Raw genomic sequence first — 15,222 nt, 5'->3', positions numbered from 1 at the left:
GAAAAGCTGAGCTATGTCTTGACCGTAAGGTCAGAGTAATAAACTCTGCTTGTTGAGCCCAGAGCCCAGAGCCCAGAGCCCAGAGCCCAGAGCCCAGAGCCCAGAGCCTTATTTCTCCGGAATCGCTTCCAGCAGAGCGACCATCTGATCCCAGAACAGTTGCACTGTGTCGATCTTCACTTTCTCATCCGGAGAGTGAGGGAACTTGATGGTTGGGCCGAAAGAAACCATGTCCATGTTCGGGTAAGGTTCTTTGAACAGGCCACACTCCAGACCGGCGTGGATCACCATGATGTTTGGTTTATGCCCGTAGATGCCTTCATACATATCACGGAATACTGCCATGATTTCAGAGTCCGCATCCGGCTTCCAGCCAGGGTATGCACCCGAAAATTCAACCTGAGCGCCTGCCAGTTCAGCCACTGAGCTCAGCATGCCTTCAATCTGAGAGCGGCCAGAGTCGATCAGGGAACGGATCAGACACAGTACGGTGATCTTGTCCTGCTCTGTGGTGATCACGCCAACGTTTAGTGAAGTTTCTACCACGCCTTCGATTTCATCACTCATACGCATCACGCCGTTCGGGCAGGTGTTCAGTGCGGCAATAAAGCGCTGCTGATCGTTTTGCGCCAGCACGTCTTTGGCTTGCGCGGCTTCGTTGAAGCTGACGATATCGGTCTCAACACGGCCAAGCTCGGTTTTCAGCAGGTTAGTGTAGAACTCAAACAGCTCTTCCAGTTTTGCCATGTTTTCTTCAGGCAGAGCCACAGTGACAAACGCTTCACGCGGAATGGCGTTACGCAGGCTGCCGCCACGGAACTCGGTCAGGCGCAGATCCAGCTCTGCAGCGTGACCGGCAAGGAAGCGTGCCATCAGTTTGTTGGCGTTACCGCGACCGGTGTGAACGTCACAGCCAGAGTGACCGCCTTTCAGGCCTTTCAGTGTCAGCTGGCGTACAACGTAACCCTGTGGCAAGGCTTCACGCTCAGTTTTAAATGTCAGGGTGCTGTCGATACCACCGGCACAACCCATGTAGACTTCGCCTTCCTGCTCTGAGTCAGTGTTGAGCAGGATGTCGCCTTCCAGCCAGCCGGCTTCCAGGCCGAACGCACCGGTCATGCCGGCTTCTTCATCAACAGTCAGCAGCACTTCAAGCGGGCCGTGTTTGATTTCGTCAGAAGCCAGTACCGCCAGACAGGTCGCCATGCCGATACCGTTGTCTGCGCCAAGGGTGGTACCTTTGGCTGTTACCCATTCGCCATCAATGTATGGCTGAATAGGATCTTTGCTGAAGTCGTGATCCGTGTCTTCATTCTTCTGCGGCACCATATCGATATGCGCCTGCAGTACTACGCCTTTTTTGTTTTCCATACCTGCCGTAGCTGGTTTCTTAATAAAGACGTTACCGGTTGGGTCGCGGCGTACGTCCAGACCCTGCTCCTGGGCCCAGCTTACGATGTGCTGCGCAAGAGCTTCTTCCTGACCGGAAGGATGAGGGAAAGAACAGATTTGGTCGAAAAACTGCCACAATGGGGCAGGGGAAAGCTGACTGATTTCAGACACGGAATACTCCTTAACTGATTATATATGGGGCAAACAGCCGTGGATGGATGAGGATCCAGCAGAAATGGTTTGTCTGCCCTTCATTTTGCAGGGAAAACAGCATACCACTGAGAAGTGATTGTCTAAAGTGCTGCAGCAGATCAAAAACCGGCGGCATGTCATATTTCCTGAACATGCATTTTGTAAGTTGGCTACTGAGTAAGGCTGGTTTACTGCTCTTTTTGTAATTTAATTACACGTATAAATTGACTTGAATCAATTTATGCGAAAAAGTGTGATTTATGCACGTTTTGGGGTTGTAATAAAATTTCTTGGTGGTATATTTATAACCACTTCCAGAGTGAAGCGCTAAATGCTCATAGGATGAGTCCGAACTATCGCCTCCATGGAACCGAGAAACAGTATGAATTTTGTTTTGATTTATTAAGGTGATAATTATGAACGGTATGTCTTCTGCAAGTTTTTGGTCTAACACAAACGTATGTACTTCTAACGCCAAAAGCTTCAACGTATTTACAGGTTTCGGTTACTAAGTTTTAACCAAACATGTGATTTGAACGAAAGTTCACCCCCTAATATTTGGAATTTTCTTACAACCATTTGGTTGAAATGATTCTCACGCCACTCACTCTTGAGTGGCGTTTTTTTATTCCTGCTTACCTGTGCGCATGAGTGCACGTATACCCCTCTATATTGTCAGTTAAGTCCCGCTTCAGCCGTACTTTCTTAGGTGAAAGTTTGCTACATGATGCTTTATTGTCCTGAATCAAACCCGGAGTGAACTTTGTTGTTAGCCATTGATTTACCTGGCTTATGATTTGTGGTGGCTCTGCTTTTTCGCTTATCTTGCGCAGATTGTGTCTGAAAATACGATGAAAACGCCATTTCGAACTAGAAATTGCTATTTGATAACTCTATAATTCGCGCCAATCGTTTACGCAATCGTTTAGTTTTATCATTTTTAGGGATACCACAATGCTTGAGAGGTTGTTCAAACTCAGTGAGAACGGAACCAGTGTCCGCACTGAAATTATCGCCGGGGTGACTACTTTCCTTACCATGGCGTACATTATTTTTGTCAATCCGGCCATTTTGGCGGACACCGGCATGGATCGTGGCGCGGTTTTCGTTGCGACCTGTCTGGCGGCGGCGATCGGCTGTTTCATCATGGGCTTTGTGGCTAACTACCCGATCGCTCAGGCGCCGGGCATGGGCCTGAACGCTTTCTTCACCTATTCGGTGGTTCTGGGTATGGGTCATACCTGGCAGGTGGCACTGGCAGCGGTATTTGTTTCCGGTGTGCTGTTTATCCTGCTGAGTGTGTTTAAGATCCGTGAGTGGATCATCAACTCAATTCCGCTTTCCCTGCGTACCGGTATCTCTGCCGGTATCGGTCTGTTCCTGGCGTTTATCGGCCTGAAGAACGCCGGCATCGTAGTAGACAACCCGGCGACACTGGTCTCTATGGGCGCAATTACCTCTCTGCCGGCAGTACTGGCAGCAGTAGGTTTCTTCCTGACCATCTCTCTGGTTCACCGCGGTGTGAAAGGTGCGGTGATGATCGCAATCCTGGCGGTAACCGGTCTGGGTATCCTTTTTGGTGACGTTCAGTATCACGGCATCATGTCTGCGCCACCGAGCATTGCACCGACATTTCTCCAGCTGGATTTCTCAGCCATTTTTGAAGTGGGCATGATCTCGGTGATCTTCGCGTTCCTGTTTGTTGACCTGTTTGATACCGCAGGCACCCTGGTGGGAGTGGCAACCAAGGCAGAGCTTATCGGCAAGGATGGTAAAATCCCACGCCTGAACCGCGCGCTGCTGGCGGACTCTACGGCAACTTCTGTGGGTGCGCTGCTGGGTACGTCGAACACAACCTCTTACATTGAAAGTGTTTCTGGTGTAGTGGCGGGTGGCCGTACCGGCCTGACTGCGGTTGTGGTTGGCATTTTGTTCCTACTTGCATTATTCTTCTCGCCATTAGCTGGTATGATCCCGGCTTACGCTACGGCGGGTGCCCTTTTCTATGTAGCAATTCTGATGCTCTCTGGTCTGGTCAGCATTGACTGGCGCGACCTGACAGAAGCGGCTCCGGTTGTTGTGACCTGTTTGCTGATGCCACTGACTTTCTCGATTGCAGATGGTATTTGCCTGGGCTTTATCGCTTACGCGGCGATCAAGCTGTTCAGTGGCAAAGGTCGCGATGTTTCCCTGAGTGTGTGGATCATGGCTGCCATTTTCATTCTTAAATTTGTATTGTCAGCGGCGTAAATAAGCAATCGTTTAAAGCAAACGTTTGATGACTGCTGAAACTTGATTGATCGAAGATTACTATGACTAAAAAATTTATCATCACCTGGGACAATATGCACATGTATTGTCGTGAGCTTGCTGAACGTCAAATGCCGGCAGAACAGTGGAAAGGCATTATCGGTGTAACCCGTGGTGGCCTGGTGCCGGCAGCGATTCTGGCCCGTGAGCTGGGCATCCGCTACGTTGATACCGTTTGTATCTCAAGCTATGACCACGATCATCAGCGGGATATGACTGTACTGAAAGCACCGGAAGGTGATGGTGAAGGCTACCTTATCGTTGAAGATCTGGTAGACAGCGGTGACACCGCGCGCAAACTGCGTGAAATGTATCCAAAAGCCAAGCTGATCGCAGTATGTGCCAAGCCGGCAGGTGTTGAACTGCTTGATGACTATGTCGTTGATATTGCGCAGGACACCTGGATTGAGCAGCCATGGGATATGGCGATCACTTTTGTTGACCCTATCAACAAAAAATAACGCGATATTTATGTAATCTTAAAAATGGCCCGGATTTGGGCCATTTTTTTTTATATGATTAGCCTATACACCACGGGCCAAGAGCGAGATATGGCGGAAACACAAAACGTAAACCTTTCAGAAGTCCTGTTTGAAAAACACAGACAGGCGAAAGAGACCTCGGCCCTGACCCAGTACATGCCGAGCAGTGCTGAGTGGCTGGAAGAGAAAAAAGAGAAAGACGGCTTTGCCTGGTACCGGAACCTCCGCCGCCTGCAGTGGGTCTGGCAGGGGATCGACCCGATTGAGCAGGAAGCGGTTCTGGCCCGGATCGCCGGGTCCGACGGTTCACGCACCGAAGACGAGTGGCTCGATACTGTGATGGGCTATCGTCCGGGTAACTGGGCGTATGAGTGGACCAAACTCGGAATGCGCCACCAGAAGCAGGGCATTGAGCTGGCAGGGGATGAAGCGGCGGAGCGTTTTTTCAATGCCTCGCTCTGTTTCAGTATCGCCGGTTATCCGCATCTGCGTGGGGACAACCTGGCTCTTCAGGCTCAGCTTCTGGCCAGCAGTGCATACCATGAAGGGGCAAAGCGCAGCAGCTATATCATCAAGCAGCTGGAGATCCCTTACCGTAACCGTAAGATCGTGGCTCACCTGCACCTTTCCAGTACAGAGAAGCCGCAGCCGGTGGTGATCGTCAGCGCGGGTCTCGACAGCCTGCAGACGGATATGTGGCGTCTGTTCCGTGATTATCTGGCCCCGGCCAATATCGCCATGCTGACCATAGATATGCCGTCAGTTGGTCACAGCGTTCACTGGCACCTTAGTGAAGACTCCTCCTGTCTGCACCAGGCGGTGCTCAATGAGTTGCCAAAAGTGCCCTGGGTTGACCATTTCCGCGTAGGACTGCTGGGTTTCCGTTTCGGTGGTAATTCCATGGTACGTCTCTCTTTCCTTGAGCAGACTAAGGTTAAGGCCTGTGTGACGCTCGGCGCGCCGATCCACGATATTCTGGCATCGTCAGAAAAGCTGAAAAACATGCCCAAGATGTACCTGGATGTACTTGCCTCCCGGCTTGGTAAATCGCCGGTCGAGATCAACAGCCTTGCCGGTCAGATGAAAGCCTGGTCGCTCAAGACTCAGGGTTTTCTGGTGAGCCGCAAAACAAAGGTGCCGATCCTGGCGATGGGGCTGGAGCGGGATCCGGTATGTCCTCATACCGATAACAAACTGGTTTCACTGTTCAGTCACGGTGGTATGGCGAAGCAGATCAAGGCTGAGAATATCACCCGGGGATATGAGCAATCCCTCGATTTGGCAATAAATTGGCTGGAAGAAGAACTATTTAGGTGACAATCTCTGTAATCCAGGTAAGGATGATGTAGTGCAATTGTTAAACTGCATCATTCTTATAACTGAAATGGAGATTCACTATGTCAGAGAAGACGCTGAGTCCGACCCATTACCGCTTGCTTACCACTTTTAAAGCTGTTGGTCCTTATCTGAGAGAGCCGTTATCGCAAGAAGGCTTTTATCTGTTCGATTGTCTGTCGGTTTGTGTCGATGAGAAAAAATCTCCGGAAAAACGGGAGTTCTGGGGCTGGTGGATGGAGTTTAATCAGCAGGAAGAAGGTTTTGAAGCGCGCTTTCATCTCGGGCTTTATAACCAGGCCGGCGAATGGGTAGCGGAGGAAGTTCCGGCTCAGGCCCATGAGGAAGTTTTAAAAACTTTGTCGGTATTTGACCAGAAGCTCACCAAAGCCCTTGAGGAAAAACATCAGCTTGGCTACAGCCTTCATCCTGATTCGGTTCCTGTCGAACACTAATTACGGTTTGTCCCCTTAAAAAGGCGCTTTTATGCGCCTTTTTTGCTTGTTAAATCCCGTCTTCATTGCTAAAACAACGGTTCGTGTTTGTTTTTTTATTGATTATCCAAATGAATCAAAGCCAAGGGAAAGTGACAAAGCCTCAGACCATAGTGGTCAAACTGGGCACCTCCGTTCTGACCGGAGGAACATTAGAGATCGACCGTGCGCACATGGTTGAACTGGTTCGTCAGTGTGCCGCCCTGAAAAAACAGGGTCATAACGTTGTTATCGTGTCATCGGGCGCTATCGCGGCCGGGCGTGAGCACCTGGGCTACCCCGCACTTCCCAACGCTATGTCGAGCAAGCAGCTGCTGGCCGCTGTGGGACAGAGCAAGCTGATTCAGATTTGGGAATCCCTGTTTGCGATTTACGGCATTAAGATCGGCCAGATGCTGCTGACCCGTGCCGACCTTGAAGACCGCGAACGCTTCCTCAATGCCCGGGATACGGTCAACGCCCTGCTTGAGCACGGCATTGTTCCTGTGGTTAACGAAAACGATGCAGTGGCAACCACAGAAATTAAAGTAGGCGATAATGATAATCTGTCTGCGCTGGTGGGCATTCTGTGTGGTGCAGATAAGCTGCTGCTTCTGACCGACCAGCCAGGCCTGTTTACCGCAGACCCGCGCAATGATCCGAACGCCGAGCTTATCAAAGAGGTCAAGACCATCGATGATACCCTGCGTAAAATCGCGGGTGGCAGCGGCACCACGCTTGGTACCGGCGGTATGGCGACTAAACTGCAGGCAGCCGATATTGCCCGTCATGCAGGAATCGAGGTGATCATCGCGGCCGGCAGTGGTGAGAATGTGATTTTTGACAGCCTGGGTGAGAATATGCACGGCACCCGCTTTGTGGCGCTGGAAGAGGCGCTGGAAAATCGTAAGCGCTGGATCCTGGCGGGCCCGGCAGCCAGTGGCGACATCGTTATCGATGACGGTGCGGTAAGCGCAGTAGTCGGCCGTGGCAGCAGCCTGCTGGCCAAAGGTGTGGTGAAGGTTCACGGCAGTTTCGCCCGTGGTGAGGTAGCCCGGGTCTGCGATCAACAGGGCAGGCTGATTGCCAAAGGGCTCAGCAGTTATTCCAGCCAGGACCTGGCGAAGATTGTTGGCAAACACAGTAAAGATATCAGTGCCATACTGGGTTACGAGTATGGTTCAGAAGTAATTCACCGTGACGATTTGGTCGTTATTCACGACTGACAGGAGAGAGAAATGGATTTAACCCCAATGGGCGTCGCGGGCAAAGACGCGGCATTTACCCTGGCAACCGCTTCCACCAAACAGAAGAACCTGGCGCTGGCGATGATCGCCGATGAGCTGGAAGCCAATGCGGCCGATATTCTGAAAGCGAATGAAAAAGATCTTGAAGCGGGCCGCGCGGCGGGTATGAGTGAAGCCCTGCTGGACCGCCTGATGCTGAACGAACAGCGCCTGGCTGGTATCGCCGGTGATGTGCGCAACGTGATCAGCCTGAATGACCCGGTAGGCAGTGAAATTGACAGCAAGGTACTGGAGAACGGTATGTCGCTGTCGCGTCGCCGCGTCCCTCTGGGTGTGGTTGGGGTGATCTATGAAGCCCGTCCTAACGTGACCATCGACATTGCCGCGCTGTGCCTTAAAACCGGTAACGCCAGTATCCTGCGCGGTGGCCGTGAGACTTTCCACTCCAATATGGAGCTGGTGAAAGTGATCCAGAATGCGCTGGATAAATCCGGCCTGCCAGCGGCGTCAGTACAGTATATTGAAAAACCGGATCGCGAGCTGGTCAGCCAGTTGCTGAAGCTGGATGAGTACGTGGATATGATCATCCCGCGTGGTGGTGCCGGTCTGCACAAGATGTGTAAAGAGAACAGCACCATTCCGGTGATCATCGGTGGCTTTGGTATTTCTCACGCGTTTGTCGATGAGAGCGCAGACCTGACCCGCAGCCTGGACGTGATTGAAAACGCCAAGGTGCAGCGCCCGTCAGCCTGTAATGCGCTCGATACCCTGCTGGTACACGAAGCGGTGGCCACAGAGTTTTTGCCAATGCTGGCTGAGCGCCTGCAGAGCAGGGTTGAGCTGGTGGCAGAGCCAAAAGCGAAGGCCGTTCTGGGTGATAAAGCCCGTGATGCCGGCGCAGACGACTTTGATACCGAGTGGCTGAGCTTCACCCTTGGTGTGAAAGTGGTGTCGGACCTGGACGAAGCGATCAATCACATGCGTGTCCATAACGCCAGTCACTCCGATGCGATCATGACCGACAGCCTGGAGAGCGCAGAGAAGTTCATTAACTCAGCCGGTTCGGCTGCGGTATACGTGAACGCCTCTACCCGCTTTACCGATGGTGCTCAGTTTGGCCTTGGAGCTGAAGTAGCAGTATCTACCCAGAAGCTTCATGCCCGTGGACCTATGGGCCTTGAGGAGCTGACCAGCTATAAATGGGTCGGTAAAGCCAACTATCTGGCTCGCAGTTAACAAAAACGCGCGTTAAGTTTATGAAAGGGCTCATTTGAGCCCTTTTTTATTTCCCATGGATTCAGGGTTTCCGTTACACTAAACCGACTGTTTTTTGGAGGTGATATGCATTGTCCATTTTGTTCAGAGAATGACACCAAGGTCATTGACTCGCGCCTGGTCGCGGACGGTCATCAGGTTCGCCGCCGCCGTGAGTGCCTGGCGTGCCATGAACGTTTTACTACTTTTGAGACCGCCGAGCTGGTGATGCCAAAAGTGATTAAGTCCAACGGTAACCGCGAACCATTTAACGAAGATAAGATGGTCGGCGGATTCCAGCGAGCGCTGGAGAAGCGTCCGGTGAGCATGGACGCGATTGAGCTGGCGATCAGCACCATCAAATCCAAACTGCGTGCAACCGGCGAACGTGAAGTACCGAGTGAGATGATCGGTAACCTTGTTATGGAGCAGCTGAAAGAGCTGGATAAGGTCGCTTATATCCGCTTTGCTTCTGTATACCGCAGCTTTGAAGACATTCGCGAATTTGGCGAAGAGATCGCCAAGCTGGAAGACTGATGGCTTTTACCCAATTTGATTCCCAGATGATGCTGCGCGCGCTGAAACTGGCGCGCCGCGGCGTTTATACCACTGCGCCTAATCCCAAAGTAGGCTGTGTGATCACCAGAGACGGTGAAATTGTCGGAGAGGGCCTGCATTACCGCGCCGGGGAGCCGCACGCTGAAGTGCACGCCCTGCGTCAGGCCGGAGAGAAAGCTGAAGGGGCGACCGCTTACGTCACCCTTGAACCCTGCTCTCATTTTGGCCGAACACCACCGTGCGCCAGTGCGCTGATTGAAGCCCGTGTCGGCAAAGTTATCTGCGCTATGCAGGATCCCAATCCGCTGGTGGCTGGCAGAGGCATCGCTATGCTGCGTGAAGCCGGGATTGAAGTGGAAATCGGTCTGCTTGAAGCCGATGCCGCTGCGCTTAATCCGGGCTTTATTTCTCAGATGACCCGTTCCCGTCCTTATGTACAGCTTAAGCTGGCAGCCAGCCTGGACGGTCAGACCGCACTTGCTAATGGTGAAAGCCAGTGGATCACTTCCCCGGCCGCCCGTCGTGACGTGCAGCAGTTCCGCGCCCGCGCCGGAGCCATTCTTTCGACCAGCCAGACCGTTATCGCCGATAACGCCAGCCTCAATGTGCGCTGGGGTGAGCTGCCTGAATCGGTTCAGGCTGAATATCCGGAAAGTGAGCTGCGACAGCCTGTCCGGGTTATCCTCGACCGGCAGAACAAACTGACTCCGGAGCTTAAGCTGTTTAATACGCCTGGTGAAATCATCCGCGTTGCGCCGAAGGGCGAAGCACAGGTGAGTCAGGACGAAGCCGGTTATCAGTTGCCTGAACTGATGGATACGCTGACCCGTGACCATGGCATCAACCATCTGTGGGTCGAAGCCGGAGCAACACTGGCGACCAGTATGATTAAAGCCGGACTGGTGGATGAGCTGGTGCTCTATCTTGCCCCGAAACTGATGGGCGGGGATGGCCGTGGCGTGCTGGCTGGTCTGGGCCTGACTGAAATGGCCGACTGTATTGATTTAACTATTACCGACACCCGTATGGTCGGTAAAGACATACGCGTTATCGCAACGCTGAGCAGGTAATGAAACCATGTTTACAGGAATTGTAGAGGCGACAGGACGCCTGGCCGCCATTACACCAAAAGGCGAAGACATCACAGTGACCGTGGAATCGGGCAAGCTGGATATGAGCGATGTAAAGCTCGGTGACAGTATTGCCACCAACGGGGTTTGCCTGACGGTGGTGGAGTTTAACGACACCAGCTACAGCGCGGATCTGTCGCTGGAAACCCTGAACAAAACCGGTTTTACTGACTATAAAGTCGGTGATGCGGTGAACCTTGAAAAAGCCATGTTGCCGACCACCCGCTTTGGCGGTCACATCGTTTCCGGCCACGTGGATGGCGTGGGCGAGATTGTTGAGCGCAACCAGGTCGGCCGCGCCATCGAGTTCTGGGTTTCCATGCCAGCTGAGATTTCAAAATACGTGGCAGAAAAAGGCTCGATCACTGTGGATGGCATCAGCCTGACGGTCAACGGCCTGCGCAAAAACGCATTTAAACTGACTATCGTGCCGCACACCAGCAGCGAAACTACTATCGACAGCTTCCAGGTCGGCCGTAAGGTAAACCTGGAAGTCGACGTACTGGCCCGCTACATGGAACGCCTGCTGCAGGGCCAGCAGGAAGAGCAGCCGGAGTCGAAAATCACCATGGAATTCCTGCAACAGAATGGGTTTGCGTAAAAAAGCGGGTTCGTGGTTACGTGGTTCGCGGTTCGGGGAAGTTCCGCGGACCACGTAACCACGGACCGCGTACCAATAATAAGAAGGATCAATCAATGCCAATCAGTACCCCACAAGAAATTATTGATGATATTCGTGCCGGTAAGATGGTCGTCCTGATGGATGATGAAGACCGGGAGAACGAAGGCGACCTGATCATGGCGGCTGAATGTATTACGCCGGAAGCGATCAACTTTATGGCCATGTACGGGCGGGGACTGATCTGCCTGACCATGACTAAGGAGCGTTGTGAACGTCTGGGCCTGCCGCCTATGGTGCAGGACAATAACGCCCAGTACACCACCAACTTCACCGTATCTATTGAAGCGGCGGAAGGTGTGACGACCGGTATCTCGGCGGCAGACCGCGCGGTGACGGTGCAGGCGGCGGTGGCGAAAGATGCCAAAGCGGCTGACCTGGTTCAGCCGGGGCATATTTTCCCGCTGGCGGCGCAGGATGGCGGGGTGCTGACCCGTGCAGGACACACCGAAGCAGGTTGTGACCTGGCCCGTCTGGCTGGTCTTGAGCCCGCATCGGTTATCGTGGAAATCCTTAACGAAGACGGCACCATGGCGCGCCGCCCGGATCTCGAAGTGTTTGCGGAAAAACACGATATTAAGCTTGGCACCATTGCTGACCTTATCGAGTACCGTAACAACACCGAAACCACTATCGAGCGTGTGGCCAAATGTAAGCTGCCGACTGAATACGGTGAGTTTGAGCTGGTAACCTACCGCGATACCATCGATAACCAGATCCATTATGCGCTGTGTAAGCAGGGCAACAGCAGTCAGGCACCACTGGTGCGGGTTCACCTGCAGGATACGTTTACCGATATTCTTCATTCAGACCGCAGCGCAGAACGTAGCTGGGCATTGCCAAAAGCGATGAAGAAAATCGCCGATGAAGGCGGGGTACTGGTGATTCTGGGGAATGAAGAATCCGGTGACTACCTGATCCACAAAGTAAAAATGTTTGAGCAGCAGGACAAGGGCGAAGCCCCTGCGATGGCCAAAAGGCAGGGCACCTCACGCCGGGTCGGTGTGGGTTCTCAAATCCTGTCGGATCTGGGGATAAGCGACATGCGCCTGCTCTCATCAAGTAATAAGCGTTACCACGCTCTGGGTGGTTTTGGTCTCAACGTAGTTGAATATGTTTGTGAGTAGTCAACTCCGGCTTTAAGAAAACGCGGGCCTTTTTGGCTCGCGTTTTTGTATCTGTCACTTTTTTACAAGCCCCGGCCCAAAGCAGTCCTTATAGTGTGATTAAGTTCACAAAAGATTGAGGCGGAGCATGACAGTAGCAGAGCTAAATACAACCGGGCAGAAGACCGGACGGGAGTACTACAATCAGCCACAGGCAACCGAAATCACAGCAAAAGTGGTGAGTGTGGCGGTTCACGATAAGTACGGAATTTATGTCTGTCTGGATAAAACCCTGGCCTATGTCCACGGCGGAGGGCAAAAAGGTGACCGGGCGGTGATCGAAGTAGTTAAACCGGTGGACGGGGAGCCCTGTTTTATCGACATCACGGATACCCGTGCGGAAGGTGAGTGTGTGATGCACATTATGGGTAACATAAAGCCGGAGCAGTATCCTGAAATCTGCCGGTTGCTGAGTGGTGCTGAAGTCAGGTTAACCATAGACTGGGCATTCCGTTACCGTCAGATGCGCGCGCATACCATAGCGCATCTGTTGCATTGTGTTACCGGGAAGGTGCTGGGAAGAGAGTTACCTGTACCGACAACATCTGATATCCAGGATGGTTACGGGATCAATCGCTATGACTTTGCGGACCAGGAGATGGTCGACGCGAAAGCAGCCATTATGGAAGAAATGCAACGGTATATAGAGAGTGATGTCAGGGTGACGACTTTTGCAGATACGGAGAATCCGGATTTCCGTTATTGGCAATGTGGAGAGTACTGTGTGCCTTGTGGTGGTCTGCACGTTTCGGGTACGGGCAGCATTGGGGAATTTGAGCTGGAAATCAAAATCAAAAAAGGCAAGACCAGCATGCGTTTCACCTTAGTGTAAGCCTCAGACAACAGTTCAGATTGGCAAAATGGTTTAAAAAGAGTGGTCTGGGCAGGGCATGCCAGTTATGCTCCCTTGCAACGAATTGAAATAACAAGTGCTTTAGAAAAAACAGAAAGGAGCGCGCAGCTATGTTCGACAAAACGATTTTCAATCCTGAACTGTGGGATGAAGTGGAAGGTTTTGATTTTGAAGATATTACCTACCACCGGGCGAAAGAGCACGGCACGGTTCGCATTGCATTTGACCGTCCGGACTGCCTGAATGCTTTTCGTCCCAAAACGGTGGATGAACTTTATACTGCACTGGACCACGCCCGACAGTGGTCTGATGTTGGCTGCGTGCTGCTGACCGGTAATGGTCCGTCGAAGAAAGGCCAGTGGTCTTTCTCATCCGGCGGTGATCAGCGTATCCGTGGTAAAGACGGTTACAAATACGAAGGTGAAGAGCCTGGCAGCGCTGATGTGGCGCGTATGGGCCGCCTGCATATTCTGGAAGTGCAGCGTCTGATCCGCTTTATGCCTAAAGTAGTGATTGCGCTGGTTCCTGGCTGGGCAGTCGGCGGTGGTCACAGCCTGCACGTGGTGTGTGATCTGACCCTGGCTTCAAAAGAGCACGCGGTGTTTAAGCAGACTGACCCGGATGTGGCTTCCTTTGATTCCGGTTATGGTTCGGCTTATCTGGCGAAAATGATTGGCCAGAAGCGCGCCCGTGAAATTTTCTTCTGCGGCTTTGATTACAGTGCCCAGGAAGCGTACGAAATGGGCATGGTGAACAAAGTAGTTGAGCACTATAAGCTCGAAGAAGAGGGCCTGCGCTGGGCGAAAGAGATCAACAGTAAGTCGCCGACTGCAATGCGGATGCTGAAATACGGCTTCAACCTGCCGGATGATGGCCTGGTTGGTCAGCAGTTGTTTGCCGGTGAAGCGACCCGTCTCGCCTATGGTACTGATGAGGCTCAGGAAGGTCGCGATGCATTTCTGGAAAAGCGCGATCAGGACTTCAGCCGCTTCCCGTGGCACTATTGATCGGGTATCATCCTGTGAGACAAAAGCGGCCACCGGGCCGCTTTTTGCTTCGCGGCGGATGGTCAAAATTTATTAGATAATCCTCACAAAATTGTGGTAGAATCCGCCGATTCTCACTTGATGCAAATAGTTAAAGGAAGGCTTATGAAAGTGATCGAGGGTGGTTTCCCGGCACCAAATGCAAAAATTGCTATCGTTATTTCTCGTTTTAACAGTTTTATTAACGAAAGCCTGCTGTCTGGTGCGATCGATACTTTGAAGCGTCACGGTCAGGTCAGCGAAGACAACATTACTGTTGTTCGTTGCCCGGGTGCAGTAGAGCTGCCACTGGTTGCTCAGCGTGTTGCCAAGACCGGCAAATTTGATGCAATTGTATCACTGGGTACAGTGATCCGTGGTGGTACACCACACTTTGACTATGTGTGCAGTGAATGTAACAAGGGTCTGGCACAGGTGTCTCTGGAATACTCTCTTCCGGTGGCGTTTGGTGTCCTGACTGTTGATACCATTGATCAAGCTATCGAACGCGCAGGAACCAAGGCTGGTAATAAAGGTGCAGAGGCTGCACTGAGCGCGCTAGAAATGATTAACGTTCTATCTGAAATCGATTCCTAATGGGGGCCAGTGTGAAACCAGCCGCACGTCGTAATGCACGTCAGTTTGCTCTGCAAGCTATCTATTCTTGGCAGATTACTAAAGAAAATGTTGCCGTTGTTGAAGAGCAGTTCCTGAATGGCGGGAAATATGATGAAGAAGAGCATCACGCTTCTGAACCAGCTCTGAAAACTCCGGAGACTGACGTAGCCTACTTCCGTGACTTGCTGACAGGCGTTGTGCTGAGCCACACCGAACTGGATGGCAAACTGCGTCCTTACCTGTCTCGTCCGATGCAGGATCTGGACATGATGGAACTGGCTCTGCTTCGTATGGCAATGTACGAAATGACCCGTCGCGAAGATGTACCATACAAAGTGGTTATCAACGAAGCGATTGAGCTGGCGAAAACATTCGCAGCAGAAGACAGCCACAAGTTCGTTAATGGTGTGCTGGATAAAGCGGCACCACACGTACGCAAGAAGTAAGTGTTACAGAATAAGTAAAGGCCAGCCACAGTGCTGGCCTTTTTGTATAATGAAGCAAATTT

Annotated in this window: 15 protein-coding genes; 14 read left to right on the top strand and 1 reads right to left on the bottom strand. The window is 52.1% G+C overall.

The genetic code is table 11. The features are described from left to right. Positions 1-108: 108 nt before the first annotated feature. Complete coding sequence (locus ACVB80_RS02810; protein ID WP_481079737.1) at positions 109-1,563, bottom strand: aminoacyl-histidine dipeptidase; 1,455 nt, start codon at positions 1,561-1,563, stop codon at positions 109-111. A 975-nt stretch (positions 1,564-2,538) separates the two neighbouring features. Between ACVB80_RS02810 and ACVB80_RS02805 the strand changes: the two genes are divergently transcribed. The 14 genes from ACVB80_RS02805 (at position 2,539) to nusB (ending at position 15,160) form a co-directional block, all read left to right on the top strand. Beyond that, entirely contained in the window at positions 2,539-3,834 is a 1,296-nt protein-coding gene (locus tag ACVB80_RS02805; protein ID WP_481079736.1) for an NCS2 family permease, read from the top strand. Positions 3,835-3,896: 62 nt separating this feature from the next. Next, the gene (gene gpt / locus ACVB80_RS02800) at positions 3,897-4,355 is read left to right on the top strand and encodes a xanthine phosphoribosyltransferase (protein WP_481079735.1); all 459 of its coding nucleotides are present in this window, start codon (positions 3,897-3,899) and stop codon (positions 4,353-4,355) included. Positions 4,356-4,445: 90 nt separating this feature from the next. Further along, complete coding sequence (gene frsA / locus ACVB80_RS02795; protein WP_481079734.1) at positions 4,446-5,693, top strand: esterase FrsA; 1,248 nt, start codon at positions 4,446-4,448, stop codon at positions 5,691-5,693. Between the two features lie 80 nt (positions 5,694-5,773). After that, complete coding sequence (gene crl, locus ACVB80_RS02790; protein ID WP_481079733.1) at positions 5,774-6,166, top strand: sigma factor-binding protein Crl; 393 nt, start codon at positions 5,774-5,776, stop codon at positions 6,164-6,166. Positions 6,167-6,276: 110 nt separating this feature from the next. Beyond that, positions 6,277-7,410 (top strand): glutamate 5-kinase, encoded by a 1,134-nt coding sequence (proB, locus tag ACVB80_RS02785; protein ID WP_481079732.1) that lies wholly within the window; start codon positions 6,277-6,279, stop codon positions 7,408-7,410. Positions 7,411-7,422: 12 nt separating this feature from the next. Next, the gene (locus tag ACVB80_RS02780; RefSeq protein ID WP_481079731.1) at positions 7,423-8,667 is read left to right on the top strand and encodes a glutamate-5-semialdehyde dehydrogenase; all 1,245 of its coding nucleotides are present in this window, start codon (positions 7,423-7,425) and stop codon (positions 8,665-8,667) included. 105 nt (positions 8,668-8,772) lie between these two features. Beyond that, entirely contained in the window at positions 8,773-9,222 is a 450-nt protein-coding gene (gene nrdR / locus ACVB80_RS02775) for a transcriptional regulator NrdR (RefSeq protein WP_481079730.1), read from the top strand. Beyond that, the gene (gene ribD, locus ACVB80_RS02770; protein ID WP_481079729.1) at positions 9,222-10,313 is read left to right on the top strand and encodes a bifunctional diaminohydroxyphosphoribosylaminopyrimidine deaminase/5-amino-6-(5-phosphoribosylamino)uracil reductase RibD; all 1,092 of its coding nucleotides are present in this window, start codon (positions 9,222-9,224) and stop codon (positions 10,311-10,313) included. Before nrdR ends, ribD begins: the two co-directional genes overlap by 1 nt. A gap of 7 nt (positions 10,314-10,320) precedes the next feature. Next, on the top strand, positions 10,321-10,974 hold the full coding sequence (locus ACVB80_RS02765; RefSeq protein WP_481079728.1) for a riboflavin synthase: 654 nt from the start codon (positions 10,321-10,323) through the stop codon (positions 10,972-10,974). A 95-nt stretch (positions 10,975-11,069) separates the two neighbouring features. Beyond that, positions 11,070-12,179 carry a bifunctional 3,4-dihydroxy-2-butanone-4-phosphate synthase/GTP cyclohydrolase II gene (gene ribBA / locus ACVB80_RS02760; protein WP_481079727.1) on the top strand — a complete coding sequence of 370 codons (1,110 nt, stop codon included), beginning with the start codon at positions 11,070-11,072 and terminating at the stop codon, positions 12,177-12,179. Positions 12,180-12,306: 127 nt separating this feature from the next. Further along, positions 12,307-13,050, top strand: a complete 744-nt coding sequence (locus ACVB80_RS02755; RefSeq protein ID WP_481079726.1) for an alanyl-tRNA editing protein — start codon at positions 12,307-12,309, stop codon at positions 13,048-13,050. Between the two features lie 131 nt (positions 13,051-13,181). Then, complete coding sequence (locus ACVB80_RS02750; protein WP_481079725.1) at positions 13,182-14,078, top strand: 1,4-dihydroxy-2-naphthoyl-CoA synthase; 897 nt, start codon at positions 13,182-13,184, stop codon at positions 14,076-14,078. A 144-nt stretch (positions 14,079-14,222) separates the two neighbouring features. Beyond that, complete coding sequence (gene ribH / locus ACVB80_RS02745; protein ID WP_004415274.1) at positions 14,223-14,693, top strand: 6,7-dimethyl-8-ribityllumazine synthase; 471 nt, start codon at positions 14,223-14,225, stop codon at positions 14,691-14,693. Further along, the gene (gene nusB / locus ACVB80_RS02740; RefSeq protein ID WP_481079724.1) at positions 14,693-15,160 is read left to right on the top strand and encodes a transcription antitermination factor NusB; all 468 of its coding nucleotides are present in this window, start codon (positions 14,693-14,695) and stop codon (positions 15,158-15,160) included. The genes ribH and nusB overlap by 1 nt, the downstream gene beginning before the upstream one ends. Positions 15,161-15,222 lie beyond the last annotated feature (62 nt).

The sequence above is a fragment of the Vibrio sp. 9-16B-A1 genome, assembly GCF_056726165.1.
This window is presented reverse-complemented; position numbering and strand designations above follow the sequence as displayed.